Raw genomic sequence first — 21540 nt, 5'->3', positions numbered from 1 at the left:
CGCCAAAGACGGCCTGGTACCTGGTACCTGGCACCTTGCCGGCTTCTTCCGGCTGCAGCTACCGGCGTCAGTTGAGGCGAGCGACTGCTCGGGGCGGCGGGGCGGCCCGCAGTCGCTCGGGCAGGGTGCCGTCGTCCGGCAGGCCCGCGCGCAGCCAGGCCCCGACCGCCGCGGCGTCGGCGGGGCCGGTGATGGGGCCCAGCCGGGTGGGCATTCCATGGGGGCGGCGATCGGTGTCGCAGGGCTGCGCCACGGCGAAGAGTCCGCGGGCCCCGCGCCCGTACGGGCCGAAGGCGTCGCAGCGCAGGACACCGTGGAGGCACGAGGTGATGACCAGGACACCGTGGGGAGTGGTCCGCAGTGCGTCCCTGAGGGTTTCCATGACGGCCGAGGCGGCCGGTCCGTCGCATCCGGCGCGGCAGACGATCAGCGTGAAGGGACGGCTCATCAGTTGCGCCTCCTTGGGGGCGGCTCAGGGCTGCAGCGCGGCGGCTGCTGGGCGCGGACTGTGTTCGGACAGGTGATGTTCGTGCTCGCAGGTGTCGTCGATGCCGTAGTAGATGTACCGGTTGGTCATCTGCACCAGGCGCTCCTCGGTGGGCGACAGGGCTCCGGCGCCCCTGCGCACGAGCGCTGGATCGGTATTGACCGCGCTCAAGTCGTTGGCGATGACCGCGACACGCAGGCCCTCGCGGTTGCTGAGGAGATCGTTGAGCAGGTTGGTCTTGCCCGAGCCCAGGAAGCCGGACAGAACGGTGACGGGCAGACGGTCGACCATGGCGCAGTCAGCCCTCCGGGGCCAACAGGCCACGCTGATAGGCCTTCACGAGTCTGCGCGGCACCTGGTACACCGAGCCGTCGACGGCGATGGGGACCAGGGCGGGCGGGCTGGCCTTCCACTGCGCGCGGCGGTGCCGGGTGTTGCTGCGGGACATCTTCCGCTTGGGTACAGCCATGGCCTCGGGGCCTCCTCGGTTCGGGGAATCCCAGAGTATATGAAAACGGAATCCATTTCCATTGGGGCCGCGAGGAGTGGCTGCGGCTGCCCAAGGGGCCTGCCGGGCACGCCCCGCGTGCCGGGCGACTGGAGGAGTTCCGGACTTCGTTGCAGCACGACTTCCTGCATGCCGGGGGCTTCCTCGCCGTCGGGGCGGCAGCAGCGGCGACCTTCAATGTCACGGTGCCCCACTCGGCGCTGCGGACGTTCACCGACTCGCCGTGGCTGGCCGTGCCGGCACTGGCCGGGCTCGCGGTGATCCTCGCGATCTGTTCCGAGGCCGATGCCTTCGTCGCCGCTTCGCTCACCGGGTTCTCGCCCACCGCCCGGCTCGCCTTCATGGTGGTCGGGCCGATGATCGACCTCAAGCTCATCGCCCTGCAGTCCGGCACCTTCGGGCGGGGTTTCGCGCTGCGCTTCTCGACGGCCACCTGGTTCATGGCCGTGGGATGCAGCGTGCTGGTGGGGTGGTGGTTGCTGTGAAACGCAACTTCCAGGTGCTGCTGGCTCCTCCTCACCGGCGCCGGGCTGCTGCACATCGCCCTGTTCAGCGACCTCTATCTGCGCTACGTCAAGGCCGGCGTGCGGCCTCTGCTCATCGCCTCCGGCGTGCTGTTGGTCGTGCTCGGCGTGATCGCCGCCGCCCGTGACGGTTTCCCCTTCAGCCGCGACGAGCCCGGACACGGCGCGCACCCCGACCACGACGACCACGGGCACGACCACACCAAGGGCCCGCGTATCGCGTGGCTGCTCTACGTGCCCGCCCTCCTGCTGCTGCTCTTCGCCCCTCCCGCTCTCGGCTCGTACACCGCCTCCCGCGACGACACCGCGACCACCTCCGGCGCCGGGACCTTCCCCGCCCTGTCGGCCGAGGACCCCCTTGCCCTGTCGGTGAGCGAGTTCAGCTCCCGTGCCGACTGGGATACCGGCACGTCGCTTCGCGGCCGCACTGTACGGCTCACCGGCTTCGTCACCCCCGGCTCACACGGCACCTGGTACCTCACCCGGCTGATCGTCACCTGCTGCGCCGCCGACGCCACCGCTCTCAAGGTCGAGATGCACGGCGCCACCGCGCTGCCCTCCGACGCCTGGGTGACGGTCACCGGCACCTGGCGCCCCACCGGCAAGATCGGCACGGACTCCGCCCGCCCGGCCCTGGACACCGCCACCGTCGAGCGCATCGCCGAGCCCGGCGACCCCTACAAGGACCTCGCGAGAATTACGACGCCCTGATCCAGCCGGAGGCGCCCCGCTACTCCTGGGCGTGCCGGATCGCGTCGAGGACGATGTGGGCGACGTGGTCGTCGGTGAGGGAGTACTCGATCTCGCGCGCCTGGCGGCGGGCGGTGACGATCCGCGAGGCGCGCAGCACGCGCAGGTGCTGGGAGACCAGGGGCTGGCTCACGCCGAGGGCGGTGACGAGTTCATGGACATGCTTACCGCCCCCGGACAGCTCGCGGACTATGCCCAGCCGAACGGGCGAGGCCAGGGCCCGCAGCAGTTCACTGGCGGCATGCAGGGCCTGTATGGGTTCGTCCGGGGATGAAATCATCGTCACATGCGCACGTTAGCATGTGACAACGAATTTCACTTAGGGTTGAGGTGGTCAGTGGTCGTCCCAGTGACCCTCGTGGGACGCGTGGCGGTGCCCGTCGTGCACGTAATCCGTGTGGTCGTCGTGCGGCACGGCGACGTGCCCGCACTGCGGGCCGTGCTCATGGGCGTGCCGGTCGTGCACCGAGTGCTCCGACCCGGCACATTCGTCGACGTGGTCGGCGTGCGCGCGGTGGATGTGGCCGTCGTGCGCGTAGTCGGTGTGGTCGTCGTGCGGGATCGCGACGTGGCCGCAGCCGTCACCGTGGACGTGCTCATGGCCGGCATGGGGGCAGTGGTCAACGGCAGTGGACATCACTTAACTCCTCACTCGCACCGCCAGGAGAACTGGCGGTCGGTCAATTCATGGCGACATTAGCATATAGCGATTCCTGCATGTATTGCCACCGCGTAGCCCTCGAAGCACTTTCGGGTAGGTGGTCAAAAAACGGCAACGATTTTCATATCTACCAACTGATCTATGGTTTTGAAAGTCATTGCCATCTACCGTGGGAGGTGTCCCGAAGTGCCGGTATCGCTGTCGCGGCCCGGCTTGGTTGAGGAGATCCCGCTTCATGAGCGCTGCCCCGTCCCGTCCCGCTGTTCGCCGGTCGTCCCGGTTCGCCCTCGGTGGTGTCGCGGCCATAACCGCGATAGCGGCCACCGCCTGCTCCACCTCGTCCTCCTCGGGCAGTGCCTCTTCCACTGCCTCGTCCGCCGGCTCCGGAGGCGGGAAGACGATCCAGGTGGTGGCGGCGGAGAACTTCTGGGGCAGCATCGCCTCCCAGCTGGGCGGCAGCCATGTGAAGGTCACCAGCATCATCAACAACCCCGACGCGGACCCGCACAGCTACGAGCCGACCGCGTCCGACGCCCGCACCGTGGCCGGGGCCCAGTACACGATCGTCAACGGCATCGGCTACGACACCTGGGCCGACAAGCTGCTGGCCGCGAACCCCGTCAGCGGCCGCAACGACCTCAACGTCGGCGACCTGGTCGGCATCAAGCCCGGCGGCAACCCGCACCGCTGGTACTCCCCGGACAATGTCCACCAGGTCATCGAGAAGATCACCGCCGACTACAAGAAGATCGACCCGGCCGACGCCGCCGACTTCGACAAGCTGAAGAACACCTACGAGACCACCACCCTCGCCCCGTACAACCAGCTGATATCCGGCATCAAGGCCAAGTACGCGGGCACCCCGATCGGCGCCTCCGAATCGATCGTGTCGCCGCTCGCCGCCGGGCTGGGGCTGAAGATGCTCACCCCGGACACCTTCCTCACCGCGATCAGCGAGGGCACCGACCCCACCGCCAAGGACAAGGCGGCCATCGACCAGCAGATCGCCAACAAGAAGATCAAGGTCTACGTCTACAACAGCCAGAACGCCACCCCGGACGTGCAGGCCCAGGTGAAGGCCGCCCAGGCGAAGGGCATCGCGGTGGCCACCGTCACCGAGACCCTCACCCCGGCCGGCGCCAGCTTCCAGGCCTGGCAGGTCCGCCAGCTCCAGGGCATCCAGCAGGCCCTGGCCAAGGCCACCGGGAAGTGACCATGAACCCGATAGCGCGGGCCCGCGAGGCCGCCCTCCACCACCCGGCCCCGCGGTCCCCGGCGCCCGCCCCCGCGCAGCCCGCCGCCAACACGGTGGTGGCGCTGCGCGGCGCGGCGGTGCGGGTCGGCGGCCGCACCCTGTGGTCCGGGGTCGATCTGGACGTCGGCGCCGGGGAGTTCGTCGCCGTACTCGGCCCCAACGGAGTCGGCAAATCCACCCTGGTGAAGGTCCTGCTCGGGGTGCTGGCACCGGCCGACGGCGAGGTGCGAGTACTGGGCGAGCGGCCCGGCCAGGCCGGGCAGCGGGTCGGATACCTCCCGCAGCGCCGCAGCTTCGACGCCTCCCTGCGCATGCGCGGCACCGACATAGTGCGGCTCGGCTGGGACGGCGACCGCTGGGGCGTGCCGCTACCGGGGCGGTCCGGCGCCCGCCGCAAGGCCGCAGGGGAGCGGATCGCCGAGGTGATCGAGCTGGTCGGGGCGTCCGCGTACGCGAACCGGCCGATCGGACAGTGCTCCGGCGGCGAACAGCAGCGGCTGCTCATCGCCCAGGCCCTCGTACGCCGCCCGGAACTGCTGCTGCTCGACGAGCCGCTGGACAGCCTCGACCTGCCCAACCAGGCCGCCGTGGCCGCGCTCGTCGGCCGGATATGCCGGGAGGAAGGAGTGACCGTGATCATGGTCGCGCACGATGTCAACCCGATCCTGGCCCGCCTGGACCGGGTGGTGTACCTCGCCGAGGGCGGGGCCGTCGCCGGCCACCCCGAGCAGGTCATCACCTCCGAGACGCTGTCCCGGCTCTACGGCACACCCATCGAGGTACTGCGTACCTCCGACGGCCGCCTCGTGGTCGTAGGACAGCCCGAGGCCCCCGCCCTGCACACCGACCGGCACGCCGTGCCGGGGCAGGGAGGCCGCAGTGCTGCCGGCTGACCTGGCGAATCTCGCTGACGCCTACCCTGCCTGGTCCTGGAACCCGGTGACCGACCTGCAGCAGATGTGGGCGTACCCCTTCATGGTCAACGCCTTCCGGGCCGGCACGGTTGTCGCCGTCGCGGCCGGCGTCATGGGCTGGTTCATGGTGCTGCGGCGGCAGAGCTTCGCCGGGCACACCCTGGCCACCGTCGGTTTCCCCGGCGCCGCCGGCGCGACGCTGCTCGGCGTCAGCGCCACCTACGGCTACTTCGCCTTCTGCGTCACCGCGGCCCTGGTCATCGCCGCGATCCCGCGCGCCGGACGGGACGCCGAAGGGCACGAGTCGGCGCTCACCGGCACCGTCCAGGCGTTCCTGCTCGCCTGCGGCTTCCTGTTCGCCGCCCTGTACAAGGGGCTGCTGGGCGGCGTCACCTCACTGCTGTTCGGCAGCTTCCTGGGCATCACCACCACCCAGGTCTGGATACTGCTCGCCGTGGCGGCCGCCGTCCTGGCCGTGCTCGCCGCGATCGGGCGCCCGCTGCTGTTCGCCTCCGTCGACCCCGATGTCGCCGCCGCGCGCGGAGTGCCGGTGCGCCTGCTGTCCACGGCGTTCCTGGTCCTGCTGGGAGCGGCGGCCGCCGAGGCCAGCCAGATCACCGGCACCCTGCTGGTCTTCGCCCTGCTGGTGATACCCGCCGCCACCGCCCAGACCCTCACCGCCCGCCCCGCCGTGAGCCTCGCACTGTCGGTGCTGATCGCCCTCGCCGTGACCTGGCTCGGCCTGATCACCGCCTACTACTCGCCCTATCCCATCGGGTTCTACGTGACCACCTTCGCATTCGCCGCCTACGTCCTGGCCCGGCTCGGCCGGCTGGCCGCCCGGCGGCGCCCCCGCCTCGTACCGTCACCAGTGCCCGCAGGAGGCCAAGCATGAGCCCCGGCACGAGCCCCGGCATGAGCTCCGGCATGACGACGACCGTGCTGGCCGCCGCCCCCGGGTGGGCCGCCGCGTTCGGGCACCCCTTCTTCCAGCACGCACTGCTCGCCGGTACCGCCATCGCCGCGGCGGCAGGCCTGACCGGCTACTTCCTGGTGCTGCGCGCCCAGGTCTTCACCGGCGACGCGCTCAGCCATGTCGCCTTCACCGGCGCCCTGGCCGCCCTCGCCCTCGGCTACGACCTGCGCGTCGGCCTGTTCGCCGCCACCATCGTCATCGCCCTGCTGCTCGGTACCCTCGGCAGCCGGGGCCGGACCGACGACGTGGCCATCGGCAGCGTCTTCTCCTGGATCCTTGGCCTGGGAGCGTTCTTCCTCACCCTCTACACCACCTCCCGCAGCGCGGCCAACGGCAGCGCCGGCGTCAACGTACTCTTCGGATCGATCTTCGGCCTGTCCGCCGCCCAGGCCCTGACCGCCGCACTGGTGGCGGCCGGAATCTGCGTGGCGATACTGGCCATCGCCCGGCCGCTGCTGTTCGCCTCCGTCGACGAGGCCGTCGCCGCCGCCCGGGGCGTGCCCGTACGGATCCTCGGCTTCGGCTTCCTGGCCCTGGTCGGCGCCTGCGCGGCCGAGGCCACCCAGGCCGTCGGCTCCCTGCTGATCCTCGGCCTGCTCGCCGCCCCCGCCGGAGCCGCCGGGCGCCTCACCGACCGCCCCTACCGGGCCCTGGCCCTGTCCGCCGCCCTCGCGGTGGCCGAGATGTGGACCGGACTCGGCATCAGCTACGCGGTACCCAGCATGCCGCCCAGCTTCGGCATCCTGGCCGCCGCCACCGCCGTATACGCCGCGACCTTCGCCACCGGCCTCCGCAGGCGTACCCCTGCCCCGGCGGTCTGACATGAACGACGACCGCACCGCCGCGGACCTGATCGGACGCCGGACCCAACAGCGCGCCACCGTACTGACCGCCCTGATCCACAGCGACGACTTCGCCAGCGCCCAATCCCTGCACGCCCGGCTGGTGGCCGCCGGCAAACGAGTCGGGCTGAGCACCGTCTACCGCACCCTCACCGCACTCGCCGAGGCAGGCCGCGCCGACATGGTCCGCGACCCCAGCGGCGAACGGCTCTTCCGCTACCGCCCCAGCGAACAACACCAGCACTACCTGCTGTGCCGCACCTGCGGCCTCGGGCAGCCCGTCGACGCCACCCTCATCGAGTCATGGGCCGCCCAGATCACCGAGGCATCCGGCTACGCCGACGTCCAGCACACCGTCGAACTCACCGGCACCTGCCCCGACTGCACGCACGTCAGGCACACCACGCACACCGACAACACGACCTGACCAGACCACCCGCCCCCGCCCACCACCTCGCCGACGGACAAACGCTGCGGATGACCCACCCGCCTCGATGGGCCTGAGCCCCATACCGACAGTCCTTTGGCCGAACTGCCCACCGCCTGGCTGACAACAAGTGAGCTACCTCCAGGGTTCAGCCACAGCAGTCGCACCCGGGACGACAGCCGCATGCGTCGGTCCCGGTGGCCGGCGCGGACGCGGCGGTGCCGCCGGGTGCATATTGCGCGCCCGGCGGCACCGTCGGTGATCGTACGAGGTCAGATCAGGAGTTCCAGACCTGGAACTCCGAGAGCTGGCCGGCCGGCCAGCCCGAGTTGGCGGTGACGTTCACCCGCAAGTAGCGCCGGGTGGTCGCCGGGAAGGTGATGGTGACGGTGTTGTTGGTGGTCGGGTCGAAGGTGTAGCTCGCCGACGCCACGAGGGTGGTGAAGGTGCTGTTGTCGGTGCTGCCCAGGACGGACAGCGTCTGGCTGCGAGCGCCCCAGCCGGCGGGGAGCTGCAGGACGATCCGGCTGACGCTGTTCGAGGAGCCGAGGTCCACCTGCACCCACTGCGGAAGGGCGTTGTTGGCGCTCTCCCAGTAGGTACTCTGGTTGCCGTCCGTCACGTTCGACGAGACGTACGTCTGGGTGTAGCTGGACGCGCTGGTGGCCTTGCCCGCCGCCAGGTTGGTGTTCGTCGGGGCGCCGGTGCCGGTCAGCGCGACCGTGGTCGGGCTGTTCGACGCGTTGCTGGTGATGGTGAGGTTGCCGGTCCGGGTGCCGGACGCGGTCGGGGTGAAGGTGACGTTGACGGCGCAGGAGGAGCCCGCCGCGATCGACGTCCCGCAGTTGTTGGACTGCGCGAAGTCACCCGTGGTGGCGACACCGGAGACCGACGCGGACGCCGTGCCGGTGTTGCTCACCGTGATGGTCTGCGCGGTGCTCTTGGTGTTGACCGTCTGGCTGGCGAAGGTCAGCGAGCTCGGGCTGGTCGACAGGGTCGCCGACGACGTGCCGCCGCTAGCGGCGGGGTACACCGCGAAGTCCGACAACTGGCCCGCGTTCCAACCTGAGTTGGCGGTGATGTTGGCCCGGACGTACCGCGCGCCGGTCGCGTTGAAGGTGATGGTGACGGTGTTGTTGTTGGCGGCCGGGTCGAAGGTGTACCCGGCCGAGCCCACTATGGTGCTGAAGTTGGTGCCGTCCGTGGAACCCAGCAGGGACAGGGTCTCGGTACGGGCCGACCAGGACGTCGACGGCGGGAGCCTGAGGACGACCTTGCCCACGCTGTAGCTCTTGCCGAGGTCGACCTGCGCCCACTGCGGGAAGCCGGTCGCGCTCTCCCAGTACGTCGAGGCGTCCGCGTCGGTGAGGTTCGCGGGCACGTACGTGCCGTTGCTGGAGCTCGCCGACGTCGGCGTGCCGGCCGCGAGGTTGGTGGTGCTGTCGATGCCCGCGCCGGTGAGGGCAACGGTGGTGGGGCCGTTGTTGGCGTTGCTGGCAACGCTCAGGGAGCCGGTACGGGTCCCGCCCGAGGTCGGGGTGAAGGTGACGTTGACCGTGCAGGACGCGCCCACCGCGATGGTGGAGCAGTTGTTGGTCTGGCTGAAGTCACCGGTCACCGAGACGCCCGAGACGGTCGCCGAGGTGGTGCCGGTGTTGCTGATGGTCACCGCCTGCGCGGCGGCCGACGAGCCGACGACCGTACCGGCGAAGGACAGGCTCGCCGGGTTGGCGTTCAGTACCGGACCGGGCGCCGTGCCGGTGCCGGTGAGGCTGACGGGGTTGTTCGATCCGCCCGCGTTGACGGTCAGGGTGCCGGTACGGGTACCGCTCGCGGTCGGAGTGAAGGTGACACTGACCGTGCAGGAGCCGTTAGCCGGGATGGACGATCCGCAGTTGCTGGTCTGGGCGTAGTCACCGCTGACGGTGATGGAGGAGACGGGTACGGCCGAGCCGGTCGGGTTGTTGACCAGCACGTTCTGCGCGGCGCTGGTCGCACCCGTGGCGACGGCACCGAAGTCCAGTGCGGAGGGGCTGACGTTGACCGAGTCCTGGTAGGGCGGGTAGATCGGGGCCGGCCACGGGCCGCAGAACGAGCCGGTGAGGCCGGAGTTGCCGCCGCCATCGGTCACCACGAAGTTCGATCCTTCGCAGTTGTAGGCCGCGGACGACGACGTCGCCGACTCCGAGGATGTGGCGACGCCGGTCGCCGTGACGTTGTTGAACGTCGCCGCGCCGCCGGTCTGCTCCTGCAGGGCGAAGGTGCCGGTGCCGGAGATGGTGACGTTGCTGAGGTTGACGCCGCTGATCGTACCCTCGACCCACTGCACGGCCTCGTACGGGCTCTGCTGGATCACCATGTTGGTCACGTTGATCGGGCCGGTGATCGCGCCCTGGCTGGCGTCGAACCACAGCGAGCCCACGCCGAACTGCCAGTTCGGGTCGAGGCTGCCGTTGCGGATCAGCGTGTTGCCAGTGATGTTCGTGGTGCCGACCGGGGTGGAGTTGAAGCGCTGCCCGACGTGGATGCCGCCGCCCTGGGCGATACCGGTGTCCCGTACCAGGTTGCCGCTGACGGTGTTGTCGTGGCCGCCGTAGATCGCGATGCCGTTGGCCAGTATCTGCAGTTGCACGGTGTTGTTGGAGATCGTGTCGAAGGCGTCTGCGCCGAGGCTGGAGTCCGCCCAGGTCGCGATGCCGTCGTCACCGGTGTTGCGGAGATCGCTGTTGGTGACGGTGGAATTGGTGACGCCGCCGTGGAAGTTGATGCCGTCCGCGGTGGTGTCCCGGATGCGCACGCCGCTGAAGGTCAGTTTGTCCATCGGCCCGTCCATCCAGGCGCCGACCTTCATGTGCTCGATCCAGACGCTCGAGACGCTGGAGTTGCTCATCGCGCCGCCGATGCCGTTGACCTGCGCGCCGTCGTTGCGTTCCTGGACGTTGCCGGAGATCGCGAAGTTCTGCAGGTGCACGCCTGTGCTCGGCGACGGCGCGGAGTTGCCGTAGAAGCCCGGTGCCGTACCGGTGACCGTCGAGTACCACATGCCGGCGCCTGCCACCGTCACATTGTTGACGGCGATGTGGCCGGGGATGTTGAACGAGCCCGGCGGGATCCACACCGTGCCGCCGGGGCCGGCCGCACTGATCGCCGCGTTGAAAGCGCTGGTCGAGTCGGCCACACCGCTGGGGTCCGCGCCCTTGCTGGTCACCGACACCGAACCCGAGGGCTGCGGCAGCGCCGCGCCGACGTTCTCGAAGTCCGCGAAGTCGATGGTGTAGGAGGACGCGGTGTCCTCGGAGTCGACCTGCAGCTTGAAGGTGGTGCCGGCCGGATAGGTCGTGCTGAACAGCCGGTGCACCTCGTCGTAGAAGTGGTGCGGGTTGCTGCCCGGGGAGTTGGTAAACGGGTAGCTGCCGTAGTACCAGCTGTAAGCGTTGGTGAGGCTGAAGTTCGTCTGCTTGGTGCCGTTGACGTACAGCGACAGCGGGGCGCTGTAGACCGAGCCGTCCGCGGTGTCCGGGATGCTGTACCGGAAGTCGATCGAGTTCGTCGCCACCGGCGTGGTGAAAGTGACGTACTTGCCGGTGCCCTGCAGAGTCACCGCCTGGCGGCGCGACGCCTCGTCGGCGAGCTGGCCCTGGGTGTAACTCGGGCCGATGGCGGCGCCGTTGGTGGCGGAGTTCTCCGCCTGCACCTCGGCGTACGGCAGGCTCGCGCCGCTGCCGCCGGTGGCGGTGGAGGCGGCGGCAGCGGGCGTTGCCGTCAGGGCGAGTACGCCGGCGGAGGCCAGCAACGCACTGGCACCTCCCACGGCGACCGCTCGCCTCAGCCTTCTCATGGGTTGGAACACTTCTTGCTCCCTTCGGCACGGGATGCCGGATCTGCGTTTCCGGCGCCCCACGGTTGATGAGGGTGAGGAGTGACGCGGCGCACAACTGCGGTTCGGTGCGCGGTGGCGTGGTGACGCCGGGCACGCGAAACCTCCCACCGGCGGGTGTGCGGGCAGGCGACGACGCCTGGGGCGGCGCGACAGGTGTCCGCGGTATGGCCGTGCGGTGGGGCTCGTTGGGTGGGGGATCAGGTGAGGGGGTGGGGAACTGCGCTTCGCGACATGGGGAGTTCAGGGGACATCAGCGGAAGGCAACGTAACCCGTACGACTTGGGCCCGCAATATCTAGACGCATCTCTGTTAAAAGCGAATGGTTTTCTGCAAGATTCCATGTGAGAAGGCGAGGATTTCTGGCAACTCACGATCCCGGGAAGCGGACAGGGCGTTCCGGTGGCCGGACGCGCAACAGCCGGAACGGCCTCGGCAGGTGCACCGAGGCCATCGGCTGCGATGAGATGTGCGCCGAACTCCGGCCAGGCGCCGTAGCGGTCACTCCAGCGCGCCGCTGATCAGGCCCGCCGCCGCGCACTTGGCCGGCGCGGGCGTCACACCGGCAGGAGAGCCCGGAGTGCGTCCGGGTCCTGCTCGTGCCGTCGGCGCACCAGGCCGCGGAGGCCGCCGGAGTGCCGATTTCGCCCACCACACGCGACTTAGGGGAGAACCGCTCTGCCGACAGTGCCCATGCGGGCAGCAGGCTGCACCGGTGGTGTGCATCGCAGCGGTCGACTGGGACGCACCTGGACTATATGCCCTGCTTTGTGGGGCTGGTTGCGTTCAAGCCCTCGGGTCATCACACTGCAGCAGCCGTTCATCCGAAGGGCGAATTCTCATCGGATGGACGGCAGTTGCCGGTCGAGGCCAGCGGGTTCGGTACGTGTGGTCTCTGTGATGCCGCCAAGCTCCGGCGGCCCGGCCGAGGAAGTTGACCGTGTCGTTCTGGAACGCGGGATCGTCGTCGAAGGGCGCGGGCGTCGGTGCGGCCGCCCTTGTCCTCGGACTAGGGGTTGTCATGGCCTCTGTATATCCGGCATTCGCGATCAACTGGTACAACGCCACGCCCGCGCCCGAGCGGACCGAGGTGGGGCCCTGATCGCGCGGTGGGACGACGACGCGAACCCGGCGACGCCCGACCGGCTGGCAGCACCCACCTCACCACCGCCTCCAACAGGCACCGGCTGGGACGGCCCCACCGGCCTCGGCACCCCCAACGGCACCGGGGCCTTCTAACGCCCGGCTGAATTGCGGCCGGGCCGGAACCCCTTCCGGCCCGGCCGCCCCCAGGACGCGGACCGGATGGTTGGCGGGCTCGATGACGGCGAAAGATACACAGTCGCGCCATTCAGGGCCGCGGCGGCAAAGACACAGGCCAGGATCGCGTGGGCCTGGCCGAGCAGGAAAGAGGCCCAGGGCTGGAGGCCGCGATCTCAGGCGAACCGGTCCGGGAACGCCCCACGGCGCCCGGACCCATTGACCCATTGGTCCATACCAATTACGATCCCTGACACACGGTGACCGTGTCATGCCCAGGTCTTCTTCTGCCCCCATCCCGGCCGGACCCGACGTGAGGAATTCCCTTGAAACCTGACAGTCACAGATCACGGCATCGGCTGACCCTTCTTCGGCGCCTCGTCGCCGTCTGCGCGATCGGCGCACTCGCCGCCGTCGGGCTCACGGCCCAGGCGCACGCCGCGGACACGAACATCCTCACCAACCCCGGTTTCGAGTCCGGCCTTACCGGATGGACCTGCACGGCGGGCAGCGGCAGCACCGTGTCCAGCCCCGTGCACGGCGGGTCGTCCGCCCTCAAGGCGGTGCCGACCGATTCCGACAATGCCCAGTGCTCGCAGACGGTGGCCGTCCAGCCCGGCTCCGCGTACACCCTGAGCGGCTACGTCCAGGGCGCCTACGTCTACATCGGAGCCACCGGCACCGGCGGCACCGACCCGTCGAACTGGGTCACGACCACCTCGTACCAGCTGCTCAGCACCAGCTTCACCACGGGCGCGAGCACGACCTCGGTCACGATCTGGGTCCACGGCTGGTATTCCCAGGGGGCGTACTACGCCGACGACTTCTCCCTCGTCGGCCCATCGGGCGGCGGCACGACGGACAGCCCGCCATCGGCGCCCGGCACACCCAGCGCGAGCAACGTCACCAGTACCTCGCTGACCCTGAACTGGACTGCCGCCACCGACGACCACGGCGTCCAGAACTACGACGTCTACCGCGGCACCACCAAGATCGCCACGGTCACCGGCACCACCTACAACGACACCGGACTGACCGCCGCCACCACCTACACCTACAGCGTCAAAGCCCGTGACACCGCCAACCAGGTCGGCCCCTCCAGCGGCGTCCTGACCGTGACCACCGCAGGCAGCGGCACGGACAGCCCGCCCTCGGCGCCCGGCACACCCAGCGCGAGCAATGTCACCAGTACCTCGCTGACCCTGAACTGGACTGCCGCCACCGACGACCACGGCGTCCAGAACTACGACGTCTACCGCGGCACCACCAAGATCGCCACGGTCACCGGCACCACCTACAACGACACCGGACTGACCGCCGCCACCACCTACACCTACAGCGTCAAAGCCCGTGACACCGCCAACCAGGTCGGCCCCTCCAGCGGCGTCCTGACCGTGACCACCAGCGGAACCAGCAGTGGCGGCGGTGGCAGCACCGTGAAAATGGGCTACTTCGCCGACTGGGGCGTCTACGGCCGCCAGTACTTCCCCAAGAACATCGAGACCTCCGGCAGCGCGTCGAAGCTCACCACGATCAACTACGCCTTCGGCAACGTCACCAACGGCCAGTGCGCCATCGGCGACGCCTACGCCGACTACCAGATGACGTACACCGCCGCGAACAGCGTCGACGGCACCGCCGACACCTGGGACCAGCCGGTGGCCGGCGCGATCAACCAGCTCCGCGAACTGAAGAAGCTGCACCCGGGCCTCAAGATCATCTGGTCCTTCGGCGGCTGGTCATGGTCCGGCGGCTTCGCACAGGCCGCGGCGAACCCGGGCGCCTTCGCCACCTCCTGCTACAACCTGGTCGAGGACCCGCGCTGGGCGGATGTCTTCGACGGCATCGACATCGACTGGGAGTACCCGAACTCCTGTGGCCTGTCCTGTGACACCAGCGGCCCGGCGGCGTACACGAACCTGATGTCCGCGCTCCGCGGCAAGTTCGGCAGTGACCTGGTCACCTCTGCCATCACCGCCGACGGCTCCTCCGGCGGCAAGCTGGACGCCGCCGACTACGGGGGCGCCGCCCAGTACGTCGACTGGTACAACGTCATGTCGTACGACTACTTCGGCGCCTGGGCCGCACAGGGACCGACGGCCCCGCACTCCCCGCTGTACTCCTACAGCGGCATCCCGACCGCGGGCTTCTACTCCGACGCCGCCATCCAGAAGCTCAAGTCCAAGGGCGTCCCGGGAAGCAAGATGAACCTGGGCATCGGCTTCTACGGCAGAGGCTGGACAGGCGTCACCCAGGACGCGCCGGGCGGCACCGCGACCGGACCCGCGGCCGGCACCTATGAACAGGGCATCGAGGACTACAAGGTCCTCAAGACCAAGTGCCCAGCCACCGGCACCGTCGCCGGCACCGCATACGCCCATTGCGGCAGCGACTGGTGGAGCTATGACACTCCGTCCACCATCGCCGGCAAGATGACCTACGCCAAGAACCAGGGCCTCAGGGGCGCGTTCTTCTGGGAGTTCAGCGGCGATACGAGCAACGGCGAACTCGTGACCGCCCTCAGCAACGGTCTCGGCTAGGAAGCACTGAAGCCGTACCGGGCAGGCGGGGTCGCCCCCGCCTGCCCATCCGCCGCACCCAACTACTAGGCGGCCCCACCAACGACCACCGGCAAGTAGCCCAAGCAGTGGGCCTATGAGGCCCGCCTCACCACGGCCCAGACCGAGAGCCTGCGGCCGCGGCAGCCGAGGGACGTGCCCCGTGCGGTCGACGCCGCCAAGCAGGCGTTCCCCGGGCTCTGACAGCCACCGCACAGAAAGCACACAGATCACCACGCCCTGAGTTCATACCTGGTACAGCGTCATCAACGCGCAAGTTTTTGACCCAGAATCTGGGCCGTAGGCAAAGGTTCCGCCGCCAGTCTTGTTGGCGTGAGCCCGTCACCTCTAGGTTCTCGGCGAATCCCCTTCTCCCACCCAATCCGCCTACCCGGTACGGAAGTCACCCCGGCCCGCACCGGCCGCGCCCCCGCACGGCTTCTGAACCACCCACTTCTGGAGGCAGTACGTTGCGCAGATCCGTCCTCTCCTTCGCCGCCGCGGCCGCACTGGCGCTCTCCGGTTTCGCAGTCGCCACCCCCGCCAGCGCGCACTCCGCACCCGCGACCGCCCACCACGTGAGCACCGCCCGTGCCTGCGCCCTGCCGACCCAGCGGAACGTCATGGCGTGTAGCGCCCTACAGGTCACCAGCGGCCCTACGGTTGCAGCGAACACGACCAAGACCGCCGGCAAGCCCGTAACCCCCGCCGCCACACCCTCCGGACTGGGCCCGAGCGATCTGCAGAGCGCCTACGCCCTGCCGTCGTCCACCGCGGGATCCGGCCGCACCGTGGCGATCGTCGACGCCTACGACGACCCGAGCGCCGAGTCGGACCTCGCGGTATACCGCTCGCAGTACGGCCTCACAGCGTGCACCACCGCCAACGGCTGCTTCAAGAAGGTCGGACAAACCGGCAGCACCACCTCCCTGCCGCGCGGCAACTCCGGCTGGGCCGAGGAGATATCCCTCGACCTGGACATGGTCAGCGCGGCCTGCCCCCAGTGCCACATCCTGCTGGTCGAGGCCACCTCGGCGACCATGACCAACCTCGGCACCGCCGTGAACACCGCCGTCTCGCTCGGCGCTAAGTACGTCTCCAACAGCTACGGCGGCTCGGAGTCCACCTCCGACTCCACCTACGACAGCAGCTACTTCAACCACCCCGGCGTGGCGATCACCGTCAGCTCCGGTGACAACGGCTACGGCGTGGAGTACCCGGCCGCCTCCAAGTACGTCACCGCCGTCGGCGGCACCTCCCTCACCAAGGCCTCCAACACCCGCGGCTGGACCGAGACCGTCTGGAGCGGCGCCGGCTCCGGCTGCTCCTCCTACGACGCCAAGCCCACCTGGCAGACCGACAGCGGCTGCGCCAAGCGCACCGTCGCCGACGTCTCCGCTGTCGCCGACCCCAACACCGGCGTCGCGGTCTACGACACGTACGCGGCCGGCAGCGGCTGGATGGTCTTCGGCGGCACCAGCGTCTCCTCCCCCCTGATCGCCTCGGTCTACGCCCTGGCCGGCACCCCCTCCTCCGGCTCGACCCCGGCGTCCTTCCCGTACGCGCACACCTCCGCGCTCAACGACGTGGCCAGCGGCTCCAACGGCACCTGCTCGGTCACCTACCTCTGCACCGCCACCAGCGGCTACGACGGCCCCTCCGGACTCGGCACCCCGAACGGCGTCAGCGCCTTCACCGGCTGACAGCGCCGATCCGTCCGCAGGGCGGGCCGCCTGAGCACCATCCAGGCGGCCCGCCGTGGCGACCGCGCGCAGTACCGCCGCCCGCGCCGGATTGGTCCCGGACGACCCGCCGACCACCCCCCGGGTTCTCGTACGGATCCCGCGCATGCGAATCAGCATGGACTGATCGCATCCCCAGGCAGCCGGCCCGGCTGCGCTCCGTGAAAGCCGGGCCCGTACGTCAGGCCGTTGTCGGCGACAGAACAACGCATTCCAGCCCTCGCCATAACGCGCCTCGTCGGTCCACAGCTTCACCAGGGGCCGACCGGCCCTCGTCCCGGACGAGGAGGCCCACACGGGTGGACCGGGCCCGGTGCCACCGGGCGGCTACACCTCCGCCGCCATCATCCAGGCCGCCCGCGCGCAGGGCATTGACCTGGTCGGCCCGCTCCCACCTGCAAGCGATCGGCGGACCCGCGAGACCAGGGGCTTCGCGCTCACCGACTTCGCCACCGACTGGGACGCGAAGTCGGCAACCTGTCCGCGTTACTGGGGCATCACACGTATGAACGGGCACCCGCGCGTCGTGGTCATCTTCCCCGAGTACGGCTGCCGCATCTGCCTAGTCCGCCTCTCCTGCCCCACCGCCTTCACCCGGCGGCTGACCCTGCACCCCCATGAGGAACCGCAAGTGCGCTGGCGTCGAGGGAACATTCTTCCAAGCCGTCCACACCACCAACATCCGGCACAGCCGCTACCGCGCAGGCCAAGACCGGCCTCGCCCACGTGCTCAGCGCCGCCGCGATCAACCTCCACCGCATGGAAGCCCACCTGGGCGGCGGCCAGTTCGTCGTAGGTGCGCTGGTCGCTGGGGGTGATGAGGATCAGGCGGCCGTCGGTGGCGACCCGCCATTGCGGGTCGGCCTGCCCAGTGGCCGGGTCGAGGACCTGTCCACCTGCTATGTGCCACCCGGACGGGATCTCGTCGGCGCGGGGTGCGGGTACCAGTACCTGGTGGCCGTCGCGGACGACGACCACGGCCTTGCTGCGGTGCTCGGCCCTCCTCTCCAGGGCCTCCCGATACCTCGCCCGCTCGGCCACATGCCGGGCTTTGCGCGCGGCGGCGGTGCCCGTCGTGCCGCAGCGCTCGGCGATGTCGTCCCAGCTCTGTGGAGGCGTCTCGCTAGAGGGCGGGTCGGTCGTGGGCGACTGGCCGATGCCTTCCAAGGCGCGGGGCGCCAGGCTTCCCGATGAGCTTCCGTGAGGTCGAGGAGCTGCTGCTCGCCCGAGGGATCATCGTCTCCCATGAGACGATCCGGCAGTGGTGCGCCAGGTTCGGCCCCCAGTACGCGGCCGGACTGCGCCGCCTCAAGCCCCAGGCCGGCGACAAGTGGCACCTCGACGAGGTCTACCTGAAGATCAACGGCGTGCGGCAGTACCTGTGACGCGCCGTCGACCAGGACGGCAATGTCCTGGACATCCTCGTCCAGAGCAGGCGCAACGCCAAGGCCGCCAGACGGTTCATGGCCAAGCTGATGAAGAGGCAACGCCGAGTGCCCCGGGTGATGGTCACCGACAAGCTCAAGAGCTATGGCACCGCCCACCGCGCGCTGATGCCCTCGGTGGAGCACCGCTCCCACAAGGGCTTGAACAACCGCGCCGAGAACTCCCAGCAACCCACCCGCCAGCGAGAACGCGCCATGAAGGGCTTCCGCTCACCCCGGGCAGCCCAACAGTTCCTGTCGGCGCTCAGTCAGATCTCGCCACACTTCCGACCCCGACGCCACCTGCTTACCGCCACCGACTACCGCACCGAGATGCTCATCCGCTTCGCGATCTGGGACCGAATCACCGGCACTACCGCCCTGCCCACGGCGGCCTGACCCAAGACCGACACCGACCCCACCACCCCCCGACACACCCTCAACCAGCCACACCCCAGCCAACTTGACAACGCCTCTCCGCGTCCGGGTGCCCTCCCAACCAACCGTCACGCGTTGGATCCAGGCTTACTCCTTGTCCCGCCGTTCGCCGACAGACGGCCATCCGAGTGAAACCCTCCGGCCAAGGTGAACATGCCGAAAGTGTCCGTTAGATTCCTTAATGTTCGACGATGACTCAGGCGACCGACGCCAGGCGTCATCGATCACGCCTTCAAGAATGCGTGCCTGCAGTCGCAGGAGGTGGCCTCAGCACCGCGAAGGACAGGCGCTGCTCTCGCCAGCGGCCTTTGATAAACGCAGCGCCTTGTCCCTGTCGCAACCTCTTACGCCGCGCGGCGTAGCCGCCAAGCGCAGGAGGCAGCTCTCGACGCGGTCGTCTGCGGCCGCGACGTGACCACAAGGAGCGAGCATGCATGCAAAGTCCAGCTCAGCCGGCGCGTTCGTGGCGGCGGTCGTGTACGCGTCGATCGCGGGGTGCGCGACGACCGGGACGCACGAATCCATGACCTCCCACCCGGGTCCGGTGCCGAGAGCCGCGGTGGGGTTGAACGCCAGCTCCTCACCGCATGGCACGCTGATCCCAGCCCCGGCGCTGCCGGGGGCGCAGCCGATATCGGGGAACGACCGGGTGTACACCGCCGACCAGGCCTCCAACACGGTGAGTGTCATCAATCCGGCGACGAACACGGTGCTGGGCACCATACCCTTCGGCAAGCCGCGGCTGAGTCCCAGCGCGGACGTGCTGGGGGCGATGTACGACGGGCAGATCGACGTACACGGCCTAGGCTTCTCCCGGGACGGAAAGTGGCTCAACGTGATCGACGTGACCACCAACGCCGTCCACGTCATCGACACCGCAACCAACAAGGTGGTCCGTACCGTCTACGTCGGCCGGGCGCCGCACGAGGGATTCTTCTCGCCCGACGGCACCCGGATTTGGGTGGCGGTGCGCGGCCAGGACTACGTCTCGGTGATCGACTGGCGGGCCGGCAAGGAGGTCGACCGGATCCACACCGAGGACGCGCCGTCGAAGGTGGTCTTCAGCCCCGACGGCAAACTCGCCTACGTCAACCACCTGCGCACCCAGGTGCTCGACGTGATCGATGTGGCCTCCCGCCGCATCATCAGGCGCGTGCCGATCCCCGCCGAGGCTGGCGGGTCCTCCGACGAGGCCATCTCACCCGACGGCCGGGATGTCTGGCTCGGCATGCCCGAGAACGGCCGGACCACCGCTGTCGTCAACACAAACACCAGCCGCGTGGAAGCGGTGCTGTCCACCGGGCCGCGCACCAACCACCCCAACTTCGTCACGGTCGGCGGCGTCGACTACGCCTACCAGACCGTGGGCGGCCTCAACGAGACCCTGGTGTACCGCCGGTCGCACAACGGGACGCCGCCCACGCTGGTGAAGACCATCCACAACAACGGCTATGGTCCCCACGGCATCTGGCCGAGCCCCGACAACACCAGGATCTACGTCGCCCTGCAGAACTCCGACGCGGTCGACGTCATCGACACGCACACGAACTCGGTGATCAAGACCCTTCACATCGGCCAATCGCCGATGGCGCTGGTGTACGTGGCGCGCAGCACTCCGGCCACCAGCACATCCAACCTTAGCCGGCAAGGTCTGGACATGCGCACGCAGCACTTCGCCCTGCGCATCCTCGGTAGCTCGGGCCGGGGCACGGCCCTGATCCGGGCGCTCCCGGGCATCGACGAAGTCACCATCGGTGCCGACGGGTTGACGCCCAACCAGCAGGTCACCGCCTACGCCAGCGACGGCACCCGCACGACCGCGCTGATGACCATGAAGACCAACGAGTTCGGCAACATCGACGAAGGCCTGTCCTACTCGTACTTCTTCGCCAACCACTACACCTCCGTCACCCTCAAACCCGGAACTCCGCCCCAATCGGAGCCGACCGCTCGCGGGAGCGTGCTCGCACCGAAAAAACCGAAACCAGCCGGAGTTTCCCAGTCGAAGTGATCAAGCAGCCGACCAGCTTCGACAGGCGGCCCGCGTCTCCTCCGTCAACCTAACGGCGCGGGTCGCCGTCTCTGCCCTGAGGCCCGACGCGACCAGTTCCGGCCGGCATCAGCGCTTCCTTGTGACGCCGCCCGCCCGAGTGCGCCGTCGGTGCGCCCTCGCCACGAAGGCGGGCAGCGCGGTTCCATGAACTCGGTCCCGGCACCACGGACGCCGGGAAGCACCACCTCGGACCGCAGGAGGAACCACGGCCGAATCCCCCACGCCCCGCACAACCGATCCCCGGCAGGAGACCCCCACGCCAGCTGACAAAGCGGTCCACGACCGATGTGCAGGGCCTCAGCGTAGGAGTCTGCCCTCTGCGGGGTGTGGTCGTCGACGATCATGGCTTGCCGCCGTTGCCGGGCGGGGACTTCTCCTCGTTGGCGCGGGCCGCCCGGTGGATGCGGCGCAGCTTCAGCGCGAGGGCCAGCGCGAAGGCGCCGAATAGGACAGCGGTAATGATCAGCCAGCGGCCGAGATAGATGTCGTAGGAGAGTCCGGTGGCGCCCGGGTAGGGGCTCGGCAGCCGGAAGGCGAGGGGGAACCACACCAGCAGCAGCACGCCGGAAAGGAACGCCGGCACGCGCAGGTAGTTGATCAACGGAACGGCCGGCACGGCGTCACCACGATGTCGCAGGACGGAACGCGCCGAGAGGTCGGCGAGGGAGTAGAGGGGCAGCAGGATCAGGTCGTGGAGGATCGCCGCCCCCACGAACCAGATCGCCACTTCGAGGGGCCGCGTGGCGAACAGCCGCACGCCGGCGTACGCGGTGACCGCGAACGAGCAGACAAGGACCAGCAGGTGCAGGGGATTCGAGCCGTACCAGCGGGCGAGGCGGGCCAT

At 69.2% G+C, this 21540-nt stretch carries 17 protein-coding genes and 3 pseudogenes; 12 read left to right on the top strand and 8 right to left on the bottom strand.

Annotation, left to right across the window (positions count from 1 at the left end):
* Positions 1 to 67: 67 nt before the first annotated feature.
* The 3 genes and pseudogenes from FCI23_RS05015 to rpmF form a co-directional block, all read right to left on the bottom strand.
* Positions 68 to 448 carry a hypothetical protein gene (locus FCI23_RS05015; protein WP_136722201.1) on the bottom strand — a complete coding sequence of 127 codons (381 nt, stop codon included), beginning with the start codon at positions 446 to 448 and terminating at the stop codon, positions 68 to 70.
* A 66-nt stretch (positions 449 to 514) separates the two neighbouring features.
* Positions 515 to 778, bottom strand: a pseudogene (locus FCI23_RS05010) (GTP-binding protein); the annotation flags it as partial.
* Between the two features lie 7 nt (positions 779 to 785).
* Positions 786 to 956, bottom strand: a complete 171-nt coding sequence (rpmF, locus tag FCI23_RS05005) for a 50S ribosomal protein L32 (protein ID WP_136722199.1) — start codon at positions 954 to 956, stop codon at positions 786 to 788.
* Positions 957 to 1021: 65 nt separating this feature from the next.
* On the opposite strand from rpmF, the pseudogene FCI23_RS05000 reads away from it, so the two are divergent.
* Both FCI23_RS05000 and FCI23_RS04995 read left to right on the top strand, forming a co-directional pair.
* Positions 1022 to 1480: pseudogene (locus FCI23_RS05000) on the top strand (permease); the annotation flags it as partial.
* A 99-nt stretch (positions 1481 to 1579) separates the two neighbouring features.
* Positions 1580 to 2230 (top strand): TIGR03943 family putative permease subunit, encoded by a 651-nt coding sequence (locus FCI23_RS04995; RefSeq protein ID WP_246143356.1) that lies wholly within the window; start codon positions 1580 to 1582, stop codon positions 2228 to 2230.
* A gap of 19 nt (positions 2231 to 2249) precedes the next feature.
* On the opposite strand, the gene FCI23_RS04990 is transcribed toward FCI23_RS04995, so the two are convergent.
* Both FCI23_RS04990 and FCI23_RS04985 read right to left on the bottom strand, forming a co-directional pair.
* Positions 2250 to 2549: an ArsR/SmtB family transcription factor gene (locus tag FCI23_RS04990; protein ID WP_136722310.1), complete on the bottom strand. Its 300-nt coding sequence runs from the start codon at positions 2547 to 2549 to the stop codon at positions 2250 to 2252.
* 54 nt (positions 2550 to 2603) lie between these two features.
* Positions 2604 to 2906, bottom strand: coding sequence for a hypothetical protein (locus tag FCI23_RS04985; RefSeq protein ID WP_136722197.1), 303 nt, complete (start codon positions 2904 to 2906; stop codon positions 2604 to 2606).
* A 259-nt stretch (positions 2907 to 3165) separates the two neighbouring features.
* On the opposite strand from FCI23_RS04985, the gene FCI23_RS04980 reads away from it, so the two are divergent.
* From FCI23_RS04980 to FCI23_RS04960, 5 genes are read left to right on the top strand one after another with little or no spacing between them, the layout of a single operon-like run.
* Positions 3166 to 4143 carry a metal ABC transporter solute-binding protein, Zn/Mn family gene (locus FCI23_RS04980; RefSeq protein ID WP_136722196.1) on the top strand — a complete coding sequence of 326 codons (978 nt, stop codon included), beginning with the start codon at positions 3166 to 3168 and terminating at the stop codon, positions 4141 to 4143.
* A 2-nt stretch (positions 4144 to 4145) separates the two neighbouring features.
* Positions 4146 to 5078 carry a metal ABC transporter ATP-binding protein gene (locus FCI23_RS04975; RefSeq protein ID WP_136722195.1) on the top strand — a complete coding sequence of 311 codons (933 nt, stop codon included), beginning with the start codon at positions 4146 to 4148 and terminating at the stop codon, positions 5076 to 5078.
* A complete protein-coding gene (locus FCI23_RS04970) occupies positions 5065 to 5994 on the top strand; it encodes a metal ABC transporter permease (RefSeq protein WP_246143354.1) in 930 nt (309 codons plus the stop codon). Before FCI23_RS04975 ends, FCI23_RS04970 begins: the two co-directional genes overlap by 14 nt.
* Positions 5991 to 6896: a metal ABC transporter permease gene (locus tag FCI23_RS04965; protein WP_246143351.1), complete on the top strand. Its 906-nt coding sequence runs from the start codon at positions 5991 to 5993 to the stop codon at positions 6894 to 6896. The genes FCI23_RS04970 and FCI23_RS04965 overlap by 4 nt, the downstream gene beginning before the upstream one ends.
* Before the next feature lies 1 nt (position 6897).
* A complete protein-coding gene (locus FCI23_RS04960) occupies positions 6898 to 7344 on the top strand; it encodes a Fur family transcriptional regulator (RefSeq protein ID WP_136722194.1) in 447 nt (148 codons plus the stop codon).
* A gap of 277 nt (positions 7345 to 7621) precedes the next feature.
* On the opposite strand, the gene FCI23_RS04955 is transcribed toward FCI23_RS04960, so the two are convergent.
* The gene (locus FCI23_RS04955) at positions 7622 to 11137 is read right to left on the bottom strand and encodes a choice-of-anchor D domain-containing protein (protein WP_246143349.1); all 3516 of its coding nucleotides are present in this window, start codon (positions 11135 to 11137) and stop codon (positions 7622 to 7624) included.
* A 1024-nt stretch (positions 11138 to 12161) separates the two neighbouring features.
* Between FCI23_RS04955 and FCI23_RS56150 the strand changes: the two genes are divergently transcribed.
* From FCI23_RS56150 to FCI23_RS04945, 3 genes are all read left to right on the top strand, one after another.
* Positions 12162 to 12323 (top strand): hypothetical protein, encoded by a 162-nt coding sequence (locus FCI23_RS56150; RefSeq protein ID WP_169316676.1) that lies wholly within the window; start codon positions 12162 to 12164, stop codon positions 12321 to 12323.
* Between the two features lie 484 nt (positions 12324 to 12807).
* The gene (locus tag FCI23_RS04950; RefSeq protein ID WP_246143347.1) at positions 12808 to 15021 is read left to right on the top strand and encodes a glycosyl hydrolase family 18 protein; all 2214 of its coding nucleotides are present in this window, start codon (positions 12808 to 12810) and stop codon (positions 15019 to 15021) included.
* A 488-nt stretch (positions 15022 to 15509) separates the two neighbouring features.
* Entirely contained in the window at positions 15510 to 16742 is a 1233-nt protein-coding gene (locus FCI23_RS04945; protein WP_136722192.1) for a S53 family peptidase, read from the top strand.
* A gap of 525 nt (positions 16743 to 17267) precedes the next feature.
* Here the strand turns inward: FCI23_RS04945 and FCI23_RS58140 are convergent.
* Positions 17268 to 17948, bottom strand: coding sequence for a hypothetical protein (locus tag FCI23_RS58140; RefSeq protein WP_211265208.1), 681 nt, complete (start codon positions 17946 to 17948; stop codon positions 17268 to 17270).
* 17 nt (positions 17949 to 17965) lie between these two features.
* Here FCI23_RS58140 and FCI23_RS04935 point away from each other — a divergent pair.
* Positions 17966 to 18604, top strand: a pseudogene (locus FCI23_RS04935) (IS6 family transposase); the annotation flags it as partial.
* A gap of 469 nt (positions 18605 to 19073) precedes the next feature.
* A complete protein-coding gene (locus tag FCI23_RS04930) occupies positions 19074 to 20654 on the top strand; it encodes a YncE family protein (RefSeq protein WP_136722191.1) in 1581 nt (526 codons plus the stop codon).
* Positions 20655 to 21036: 382 nt separating this feature from the next.
* Here the strand turns inward: FCI23_RS04930 and FCI23_RS04925 are convergent, their stop codons facing one another.
* Positions 21037 to 21540, bottom strand: coding sequence for a hypothetical protein (locus tag FCI23_RS04925; protein WP_136722306.1), 504 nt, complete (start codon positions 21538 to 21540; stop codon positions 21037 to 21039).

Source organism: Actinacidiphila oryziradicis (assembly GCF_005047355.1).
Taxonomy (GTDB): Bacteria; Actinomycetota; Actinomycetes; order Streptomycetales; family Streptomycetaceae; genus Actinacidiphila; species Actinacidiphila oryziradicis.
The sequence above is the reverse complement of the archived record's forward strand: the minus strand, read 5'-3'. Positions and strand labels throughout refer to the sequence as shown.